Consider the following 9,256-nt stretch of genomic DNA (forward strand, 5'->3'; position numbering starts at 1 on the left):
ACTCTCCCTTATCAAATCACCCTAATTGGACCCATAGGTGCTGACGTCAGACAGCCATTGGCGCCCGCGAGGCGCGCCAGGCCCTGCGCGGGGCCTTTGGCTGGCCCAGTTTCCAAGAAGGTCTGGTGGAAGGCGTGTATTTCCGGTTTGATCCGGATGGCTACGCGCGGTTTGCGCCGACGCCGCGCCTGGATGTGGATGTGTTTGAAGTCATATGCCGCCCGCGCACCTATGCCTGTGCGGCGCGCAAGGACGGGTTGGAAGTGTTTTTGACCGACCGGGGCCAACTGCAGATGCGATTGGAAAATGCCCTGGCCGGTGACATGTTCTTTGTGTCCGAAGGGGTGTCGGAAATTCAGGTGCCGGAACGGATATTGCAGCCACTGGATGTGCAGTTGGAGCTGCTGCTTGGGGCGGGCGGTGAACTGAGCACACGACGTGGTGGGACCGAGGTCTCCCGCGTGTCGTTAAAAGGATTTTCCGCCGTGACGGCCTATCTGCGCTGGATTGCGGCGCGGCAGGATTATGCGGTGTTGCCGCGAGGCTGGCCGGTGCCAAACGCGGAAACCTCCGGCGGGATGACAAAGCCGGCGGCCTGGAATTCGCCGATGCCGCAACCACAGGTCGTGGCCCCGGGGTATGGCGCCAACATGGCCTCGGGTATCGCACCGGCCACCACTGCGGCACCGCTGACCTATCCTGCGCAGACACCGCAAACGGCTTTGGTATCCGGGGGCAGCATGCCGTCCGTACAGGTGCAGCCCCTGGCGATTCAGCCGGTTCTGTCGCCTTTTGGGGCCAGCCCGTCGGATGTGTTGGATGCAGACACATTGCGGCAAGAGCTGGCCGGGTTGAAAGATCTGATTGTTGAAGCGCAAGGCTCGGGCGTTGGGGTGTCATCTTCACGTGACGCAGGGGCCGTGGCCTGGCGGGGGGCAGACGGCAATTTTGTCGACAGTCCGTCATCGGATGATTTGGCCTTGCTTTTGGAAACTCTGGAGCGTTTGCAGGCCCAGGTGGCACTTTTCCAACCAAAAGGCAGTGTTGTGCCCATGCCAACCGGGCCGGGCCAGATTGCGCCTGAAACCGCGGGGGGGCGTTGACCGGCGTTGGCGCGCTTGCGGCGCCTGAGGTCGATCAGACAAGCGATCGATTGGCCTATTTGGTCACCCATTTGGGGTTTGATGCGCAAACTGCGGTGGCGATTTTGCAGGCGTCGCCGAATGGGGCGGCGGGCCCACAAGCGAGCGGGGCAATGGTGACCGACGCCGTTATGCAACAGCCTGGCGTGCTGTATGAAAATGCCATGGTGGATCAAATTCTCGCGGAACTTGAAGCGGAGATGGCGGATGTGGGAGGGTCACAGGCGGTGATGCAAGTGCAGCAGCAGCAGGCACAACGCGAGGAGTATCAACTGTTGTCGCGGTATTTTGCTTCGGTGGGCTTGCCCGCGCTTCTTCCACTGGCCCATTCCGTCACCGATGGGCAACCCTGATCCAAAGAATGTGGTTGAGAATGGTTCGGGAAAGGGGGCGCTGCACGTCACGTCGTTTTACCGTGTTTCACGGCGCTGTGGGGCGTTGGCAGCAGTCTGCCATGCCAAAGCCCCTTGCGCAGGTTGGGGGTCATTCGCTACGCCTATGCAGACACTCAAATGAATTCTGACCAAAGGGTTCCATGCTGCGATCTTTTCTCTTTGCGATCTTGATGGGACTCAGCAGCTTGGCGGTGGCATCGTCTGAAGCCATGGCCGAGCAAGTCAACGTGTTTGCCGCCGCCAGTTTGCAGGAAGCTTTGTCCGATGTGATCGTCGGGTTTGAAATGGCCAGTGGGCATGAGGTGGTCGCGTCCTTTGCAGGGTCTTCTGCCTTGGCGAGACAGGTGCAGTATGGCGCGCCCGCAGACGTGGTTATGTTGGCAAATGTCAATTGGATGAACTACCTGTCTGGCAAGGGATTGCTCCTCAATGAAGGAGAAAAGTCCTTATTTGGAAATGGCTTATCTCTTGTAGTTCCAGTTTCATCAGAGGTGACGTTGGAACAGGCTGATGTCGCAGAATTGTCTCAAATTTTAAACAGTGGGCGCGTCGCCATGGCGCTGGTCGAAGCGGTGCCAGCGGGAATTTATGGCAAAGAAGCGTTGACATCGCTTGGGCTCTGGGACGCGGTGCAGCCTAACGTGGTGGAGACCGACAATGTGCGCGCGGCTTTGGCGCTGGTGGCTTTGGGGGAGGCCTCCGCGGGGATCGTATATACCACGGACGCCATGGTCGATGACCGCGTGCGAATTGTGGCGCAGTTTCCGGCGGCCAGCCACAGTGAGATAGTCTATCCGGCGGCCATCGTGGTGGGGCGGGATCGGCCGGAAGTCATTGAATTTATGACCTATCTCGGTAGTCAGATGGCGCAGCATGCCTTTGCGCAACGTGGGTTTACGGTGCTGGAGGAGGCACAGTGAGCGGCTGGCTGGGACCCCAGGAATGGGCTGCCGTGGGATTGTCGCTCAAGGTGGCGTTCTGGGCGATGATGGGCGCGGTGGTGCCGGGTGTCTTTGTGGCCTACGCGCTGGCGCGCTGGGAGTTCTTTGGTAAGCAATTTGTTAATGTTTTGGTGCATTTGCCGCTCGTTCTTCCACCAGTGGCGACCGGCTATTTGTTGTTGGTGACCTTTGGCACGCAAGGTGTGGTTGGGAGCGCTCTCAAGGAGATCGGCGTGGTCTTTGCCTTTCGCTGGACCGGGGCCGCGCTGGCGGCGGCGGTGATGGCCTTTCCTTTGTTGGTGCGCTCGATCCGCCTGTCGATCGAGGCGATTGATCCCAAGTTGGAACAGGCCGCCGCGACATTGGGGGCCACGCGTATGCGGGTGTTTTTCACGGTCACATTGCCGTTGATGTTGCCTGGGCTGTTGGCTGGCATGGTGCTCGCCTTTGCAAAAGCGATGGGCGAGTTTGGCGCAACCATCACATTTGTCAGCAATATTCCCGGCCAAACCCGGACCTTACCCAGCGCGATTTACGCGTTTTTGCAGGTGCCGGGCGGTGAAGCCGCGGCGATGCGGCTTGTGGTGGTCAGCATTATTGTGGCTGCGGGGGCGTTAATACTGTCTGAAGTGCTCGCACGGCGGATCGCGGCGAAGGTGGGACAGTCATGAGCGTCGCAGTGCACATCCGCCAAGGCTTTCAGGGGTTTGACCTTGATGTGAGTTTTGAGGCAGCGGCGGGGTTGACCGTTCTGTTTGGCAGTTCCGGGTCCGGAAAAACCTCTGTGATCAATGCGGTAGCTGGATTGAGCCGGCCTGCGCAGAGCCGGATTGTCGTCAATGGCGAGGTTTTGAGCGACAGTGCGGCAGGCCGCTGGGTGCCGCCACATCAGCGCAGCCTGGGCTATGTGTTTCAGGAAGGGCGGCTGTTCCCGCATATGACTGTGCGCAATAACCTGTTGTACGGCAATGGGTTGGCCAAAGGTCGGGCGGAGGTCGCGAGCTTTGATCAGGTGGTGGAGATCCTCGGGATTGGCAGCTTGCTGGAACGGCGGCCTGCGGAGTTGTCGGGGGGCGAAAAGCAGCGGGTGGCCATTGGGCGGGCGCTGTTGGCGCGGCCAAAATTGATCCTCGCAGATGAGCCGTTGGCGGCCCTAGACGAGCCGCGCAAAGCGGAAATCCTGCCGTATTTTGAGCGGCTGCGGGATGAATTTTCCCTGCCTATTCTGTATGTTACCCATTCGATTGCGGAAGTGGCGCGGCTGGCGACCACGGTGGTGGCACTGAAGGATGGCAAAGTGGATCGGGTCGGGCCGGCGGCGGAGGTGCTGTCTGATCCAAGCTTTACGCCGATGGGGCCGCGTGCTGTTGGGGCGGTTTTGGACGCGAAGGTGGTTATGCACCATGAAGATGGGCTGACGGAGTTATCCGCCAACGGCGTCGCTTTGATGTTGCCGCAGCTGTCCCATGCCATTGGCGATCAGGTGCGCGTGCGGGTTGCAGCGCATGATGTGATCCTCTCCAGAGAGGCGCCTAAGGGATTGTCAGCACTCAATATTGTCGCGGGAAGGGTGCAGTCGGTGCGATCAGGAGGTGGTCCTGGGGCGATTGTGTCAGTGGACACCAAAGCAGGGCGGATTTTGGCGCGGATCACACGGCGCTCGGCGGCGGCTTTGGCGCTGGAGGAGGGCGTGACCTGTTATGCGGTGATGAAGTCCGTGTCGGTGGCGCCGCAGGATATTGGCACGCGCTAAGGGCGTTTTGTTGCTGCGTTAAACGGTAAAAAGACGGCGAAAATCACGTCGGTATTTTGTCTGTATCGCGGCTGTTTCGCAGAGGTGCGTTTTCCAAGGGGCAGGGCGAGCGCAACAGTTAACGCAACGCCCGTTGCATCGCGTTAGAGCACGCCAATTTCCGCCAGCGCGCGGTTCAACTCGTCTGGCAAGACATCATCATTGGCGCGGTTGGCGGGGAGGTCGGCAGGGGCGTCCTCAACTTTCAAATAGCGCCAGCCCTGAAATGGACGCTTGAGTGCGGCCTGGGTCAGCTGTACCTCCGGTTCGAGCACAATGGCACATCGGCGAATGCCGTCTGATCCAATCACTTCGTCGAGACGTAGGATACGCTGACGGCATTGGATGCTGCCCTTGATGACCCAATAGATTGAGCCACCGTTGAGGATTTCAGCCTCACGTTTAGGCCACATGCGCGTGACATGGCGGGGCAGCCCATCCGGAAAGCGCGCTTTATTGGCCTCTTGCCAGGCGGCGAGGGTTTCGGGGCTCTCCGAGCCGACCGAAAGTTTCACAAGATGCACGGTTTTGCCCACAGGTTATCCACAGATTTATGCACGGAAGTTACATTATATAGTGGGCGTATCAACCTTCAACCCCAAAATAATGTGGTTTCCTTGCGGAAATTTCCATATTTGGCCGTTGTCAGATCACGCTGGTTTGATATAGATTAAAAAACCCTAAACCAACGCGCAGCACAAGCAAGGAAGCCAACGATGAGTCGTTTCGCCGCCCCCATCGCAGAACAAATCTGGGACATGAAATACCGTTTCAAAGAGGCGGACGGGACGCCGATTGATTTGTCGGTGGAAGACAGCTGGCGCCGCATCGCGCGTGACCTGGCCAAGGTGGAAAAAGACCCGGCCAAATGGGAAGAGAAATTCTACGGCGCGCTGGAGGATTTCAAATATCTGCCAGCCGGCCGGATCACTGCCGGTGCGGGCACCGCGCGCAACGTGACCCTGTTCAACTGTTTTGTGATGGGCACCGTGCCGGACAGCATGTCCGGTATCTTTGACATGCTGAAAGAAGCGGCGCTGACCATGCAGCAGGGCGGCGGGATTGGCTATGACTTCTCCACCATTCGTCCGCGCGGCGCGGATGTGAAAGGCGTGGCGGCGGATGCCTCTGGCCCGCTGTCTTTCATGGATGTGTGGGACGCGATGTGCCGCACCATCATGTCTGCAGGCTCCCGTCGGGGTGCGATGATGGCAACCATGCGCTGTGACCATCCTGATATCGAAGCCTTCATCACCGCGAAATCCGACCCAGCCCGTTTGCGCATGTTCAACATGTCCGTGCTGGTGACCGATGCGTTCATGGAAGCGGTGAAGGCGGACGGCCCATGGGAGCTGGTGTTTGGCGACAAGGTTTATCACACCGTGCAGGCGCGCGATTTGTGGAACAAGATCATGCAGGGCACCTATGATTACGCCGAGCCGGGCGTGATCTTCATCGACCGTATCAACCAGCGCAACAACCTCTCCTATGTGGAAGAGATCGCAGCGACCAACCCGTGCGGCGAGCAACCGCTGCCGCCTTATGGTGCCTGCCTGCTGGGCTCGATCAACCTGGCGCGTCTGGTGACCGACCCGTTTGAGAAAGCGGCGGAACTGAACGAAGAAGCGCTGACCGATCTGGTGGCCACGGCGGTGCGGATGATGGACAACGTGGTCGATGCGTCCAAATTCCCGCTCGATGCACAGGCACAAGAAGCGCAAGCCAAGCGCCGCATTGGCCTTGGTGTGACCGGTCTTGCGGATGCGCTGCTGATGCTGGGTCTGAAATACGGCACCGAAGAGGCAGCGGCGCAGACCGAAGCTTGGATGAAAGCGATTGCGCGCGCATCCTATCTGGCGTCTGTTTATCTGGCAAAAGAGAAGGGGGCCTTCCCGCTCTTTGACAAAGAGAAATACGTCAACGGCGGTCTGGTTCAGGACATGGATCAGGACGTGAAAGACGCGATTGCCAAGCACGGTATTCGCAACGCGCTTTTGACCTCCATCGCGCCAACCGGCACCATCAGCCTCTATGCGGGCAACGTAAGCTCTGGCATCGAGCCGGTGTTTGCCTATGCCTACACCCGCAAAGTTCTGCAGAAAGACGGCTCCCGCACGGAAGAGGAAGTTGTTGATTACGCAGTGCAATTGTGGCGTGACAAGTTTGGTGACAAGGAGCTGCCAGACTACTTTGTGAACGCGCAAACCCTGGAGCCAGCGGCGCATGTGCGCATGCAGGCGGCGGCGCAGAAGTGGATCGACAGCTCGATCTCCAAGACCATCAACTGCCCGGAAGACATCAGCTTTGACGCCTTCAAAGACGTCTACATGCAGGCCTGGGACACGGGCTGTAAGGGCTGCACCACCTATCGTCCAAACGACGTAACCGGCTCGGTTCTGACGGTTTCGGAAAGCGACGAGAAGGCGCCGGGCGAGCAACCAGCCGATCACGTGGCCGATGGTGGCGAAGTGATCTACATGTCCGAGCCGCTGGAGCGTCCGCAGAGCTTGGAAGGCGCAACTTACAAGCTGAAGTGGCCAGACAGCGAGCACGCGATTTACCTGACGGTGAATGACGTGATTATCAATGGGCATCGCCGTCCGTTTGAGGTCTTCATCAACTCCAAGAACATGGAGCATTACGCTTGGACGCTGGCGCTGACCCGGATGATTTCGGCCGTGTTCCGTCGCGGTGGGGATGTGTCCTTTGTGGTTGAAGAGCTGAAAGCGGTATTTGACCCGCGCGGCGGCGCCTGGATGGAAGGCAAGTACATTCCTTCCATTCTTGCAGCGATTGGCGGCGTGCTGGAGCGTCACATGATTGCGATTGGTTTCATCGAGGGCGAGGGCATGGGGCTTAAGTCCGACCCGCAAGCTGAAGTTATGGCTGTGGGCGGCGCGCCCCGTGGCAAGCCCTGCCCAAGCTGTGGCGAGTTTGGCTTGCAGATGGTGGAAGGCTGCATGACCTGTAACAGCTGTGGCCACAGTAAGTGCGGGTAAGCCGACTGGCGGAACAGTTGTCAGTTACCTCATAGGTTTTCCAAGAGTCACACCATAAGTTTTCCGGATTTCCTAAAAACACCAAAACGGTGAACAAAAAAAACGGCGCGAGACTGATCTCACGCCGTTTTTCTGCTTTTGGGTTGGGAGTTTACGAGAGGAGGGCTCGGACTTCCGACCTGAGAAAGACGCTTCCGTAGCGCTGCCCATTTACTGAGAATGGCTGGATGGATGCTGCGCGGAGTTGGTGCGTAACCTTTTGCCAGGATTGTCCGGTTTCTTGTGCTAGTGTCCTGGGCGTCATGAACTTGGCATGAAACGCGACTTCGTCATGCGGTTCAAAATAGGATTGCATGGCCTTTGTTGTTGGGTTTTGTAGCGCTGTTGTTTGGACAAAACCGTCTTCTATTAAGCGCTTGAGAATTGAAGGCTGATTGATCCCAACGGACTTAGCGAAGTCCTCGATGTTTATTGCCTGGTGCCCAATTGGTTTCAGAGCGGCGACAACGTCGTCATGATAAACGTGGATGGCTGCATACCCTTCGCTTCCCATCCTGTTGGCAACGCGCGCGATCCTTCCTTCCAAGATGGCGGCGATTACTGTGCCGGGGCCGACTTTAAGCCTTTGCGCTGCTTTTGAGATATGTTCCCAACCGTGTTGCGCTTGTCTAAGCTGGACAGCACCACGGAGTACCTGGTTCAGGAAAGTGAGGCCATCTGCCGGGTTCCAAACAGCCTTCACATTGCCAGCGGTGAGTTCTGGTTTGAGAACGCCGTCAGCGACAAGCAAATCGAACTGAGAGCGCGTTGCATTGATTGCGTCGGCCATTTCTTTAGCGCTGATCAGCTTTGTCATTCCCGACAGCAAAGGTGTAGCCTGTTCTGCGTCAAACACCTGCCATGCGTCCGGCATGCCGCACTCTGCCGGCGGCACAATGTCTTTTGCGACGAGGACCTTTCGAAGGCGACGTTGATCAATCCCAATTGCCTGCGCTGCAGTTCGTACGGAGTGCAACCGTCTTTCATAGACGGGATGCCCCAACAGTTCATCACCGGGCCCAAGTGGCTGCCATATGGTCACGCAATATCTTCTGGAACGGCGCGTATGCTGGGTCATTGCGGTGGTCGTAGGCCAAGCGCTCATACATTAGTGGGTAAATTGCCTTTCCGCCGTCTTGTGGGGTTCCAGGCTGACTTTGAAGCTCTTCCAAAGTCTCTTGAATGGCAGCTACGCCTCGTCGCGCAACGTGAAACCCCATTTCACACAGAGCAGGGCGGTGTTTTGGTTTCACACGGGCGAGAGGGATGTTTTCCAGTCGAAGCCGTGCGGCTCCCAGATATCGGCAGAAGTTGGCGGCGGCGTGGAATGCGTGTTGGTCCAACCAGTTCTTGGGGTTCGTGTGGCCGTTAAGTCTGCTCTCAACCCAGAGTTCAAAGGGCAGTGCCTTTCTGGAGCCAACTTCCATTTCACCGGCAAGAACTTTGGGAGCCAGTAGGGCCAATTGAGGTGCGGAGTCATAGCGACGGATCCGATTTCCTTCGCGCCAAAGTGGTAGCAAGGACGTGTTATGTTTATGGCAAATGGAGACATGAGGGACCATCCAATGCCCGCGTAGGGCCATGGTTTCCACACCTTCCTGGGCGTCTTCAAGCAGACAGCGAACGCAGCCGCGGACTTCTGGAAAAAAACAGGGCGCGCGCGGGGAACCTATGAGCGCAAAGCTCCAGCTGTTTGTTGTCTGCGGCCTTTGGTGACCAAGCAATCACTTCTTCAGGTACGTCGACACCATGGTCCCGCAGATGCATGAGAGCGTTGTCCGATTGCCGCAACACTGCGTTGAAAGAGGTGCTTTTGTCGGTACACAGCGTCGCTACATCGACTTGGAAATGCGATGCGTATCGCGACAGCCATGAGGAAAGCGTCTCTCGATCTCTGTCTGACGTCAGCACCTATGGGTCCAATTAGGGTGATTTGATAAGGGAGAGT

General features: G+C 57.9%; 10 protein-coding genes. 7 read left to right on the plus strand and 3 right to left on the minus strand.

Annotated elements, in window-relative coordinates; translation table 11 throughout:
• The first annotated feature begins 125 nt into the window (after nt 1-125).
• The 5 genes from MK208_RS20875 (at nt 126) to modC (ending at nt 4,231) form a co-directional block, all read left to right on the plus strand.
• On the plus strand, nt 126-1,103 hold the full coding sequence (locus tag MK208_RS20875; RefSeq protein WP_294119682.1) for a hypothetical protein: 978 nt from the start codon (nt 126-128) through the stop codon (nt 1,101-1,103).
• Entirely contained in the window at nt 1,100-1,495 is a 396-nt protein-coding gene (locus MK208_RS20880; protein ID WP_294119683.1) for a hypothetical protein, read from the plus strand. Before MK208_RS20875 ends, MK208_RS20880 begins: the two co-directional genes overlap by 4 nt.
• Nucleotides 1,496-1,707: 212 nt before the next feature.
• Nucleotides 1,708-2,457, plus strand: coding sequence for a molybdate ABC transporter substrate-binding protein (gene modA, locus MK208_RS20885; RefSeq protein WP_294119685.1), 750 nt, complete (start codon nt 1,708-1,710; stop codon nt 2,455-2,457).
• Nucleotides 2,454-3,149, plus strand: a complete 696-nt coding sequence (gene modB / locus MK208_RS20890; RefSeq protein ID WP_294119686.1) for a molybdate ABC transporter permease subunit — start codon at nt 2,454-2,456, stop codon at nt 3,147-3,149. Before modA ends, modB begins: the two co-directional genes overlap by 4 nt.
• Entirely contained in the window at nt 3,146-4,231 is a 1,086-nt protein-coding gene (gene modC, locus MK208_RS20895) for a molybdenum ABC transporter ATP-binding protein (protein WP_294119687.1), read from the plus strand. The genes modB and modC overlap by 4 nt, the downstream gene beginning before the upstream one ends.
• Nucleotides 4,232-4,374: 143 nt before the next feature.
• Here modC and MK208_RS20900 read toward each other — a convergent pair whose 3' ends face one another.
• Nucleotides 4,375-4,806: a DUF1489 domain-containing protein gene (locus MK208_RS20900; protein ID WP_294119688.1), complete on the minus strand. Its 432-nt coding sequence runs from the start codon at nt 4,804-4,806 to the stop codon at nt 4,375-4,377.
• Between the two features lie 180 nt (nt 4,807-4,986).
• Here MK208_RS20900 and MK208_RS20905 point away from each other — a divergent pair, with 180 nt between their 5' ends.
• Entirely contained in the window at nt 4,987-7,269 is a 2,283-nt protein-coding gene (locus MK208_RS20905) for an adenosylcobalamin-dependent ribonucleoside-diphosphate reductase (protein ID WP_294119689.1), read from the plus strand.
• A 151-nt stretch (nt 7,270-7,420) separates the two neighbouring features.
• Here MK208_RS20905 and MK208_RS20910 read toward each other — a convergent pair whose 3' ends face one another.
• Nucleotides 7,421-8,125: a hypothetical protein gene (locus tag MK208_RS20910; protein WP_294119690.1), complete on the minus strand. Its 705-nt coding sequence runs from the start codon at nt 8,123-8,125 to the stop codon at nt 7,421-7,423.
• Nucleotides 8,126-8,318: 193 nt separating this feature from the next.
• Nucleotides 8,319-9,032, minus strand: coding sequence for a TniQ family protein (locus MK208_RS20915; RefSeq protein WP_294119691.1), 714 nt, complete (start codon nt 9,030-9,032; stop codon nt 8,319-8,321).
• 41 nt (nt 9,033-9,073) lie between these two features.
• Here MK208_RS20915 and MK208_RS20920 point away from each other — a divergent pair, with 41 nt between their 5' ends.
• Nucleotides 9,074-9,235 (plus strand): hypothetical protein, encoded by a 162-nt coding sequence (locus tag MK208_RS20920; RefSeq protein WP_294119692.1) that lies wholly within the window; start codon nt 9,074-9,076, stop codon nt 9,233-9,235.
• Nucleotides 9,236-9,256: the final 21 nt, after the last annotated feature.

The sequence above is a fragment of the Shimia sp. genome, from assembly GCF_022448905.1.
GTDB lineage: Bacteria > Pseudomonadota > Alphaproteobacteria > Rhodobacterales > Rhodobacteraceae > Shimia.

What these genes read in the sequence shown, in the direction of transcription:
- modC (WP_294119687.1), top strand. Translation starts at nt 3,146, where the DNA reads ATGAGCGTCGCAGTGCACATCCGCCAAGGCTTTCAGGGGTTTGACCTT.
- MK208_RS20905 (WP_294119689.1), top strand. Translation starts at nt 4,987, where the DNA reads ATGAGTCGTTTCGCCGCCCCCATCGCAGAACAAATCTGGGACATGAAA.
- MK208_RS20920 (WP_294119692.1), top strand. Translation starts at nt 9,074, where the DNA reads ATGAGAGCGTTGTCCGATTGCCGCAACACTGCGTTGAAAGAGGTGCTT.
- modA (WP_294119685.1), top strand. Translation starts at nt 1,708, where the DNA reads ATGGGACTCAGCAGCTTGGCGGTGGCATCGTCTGAAGCCATGGCCGAG.
- MK208_RS20910 (WP_294119690.1), bottom strand. Translation starts at nt 8,125, where the DNA reads ATGACAAAGCTGATCAGCGCTAAAGAAATGGCCGACGCAATCAATGCA.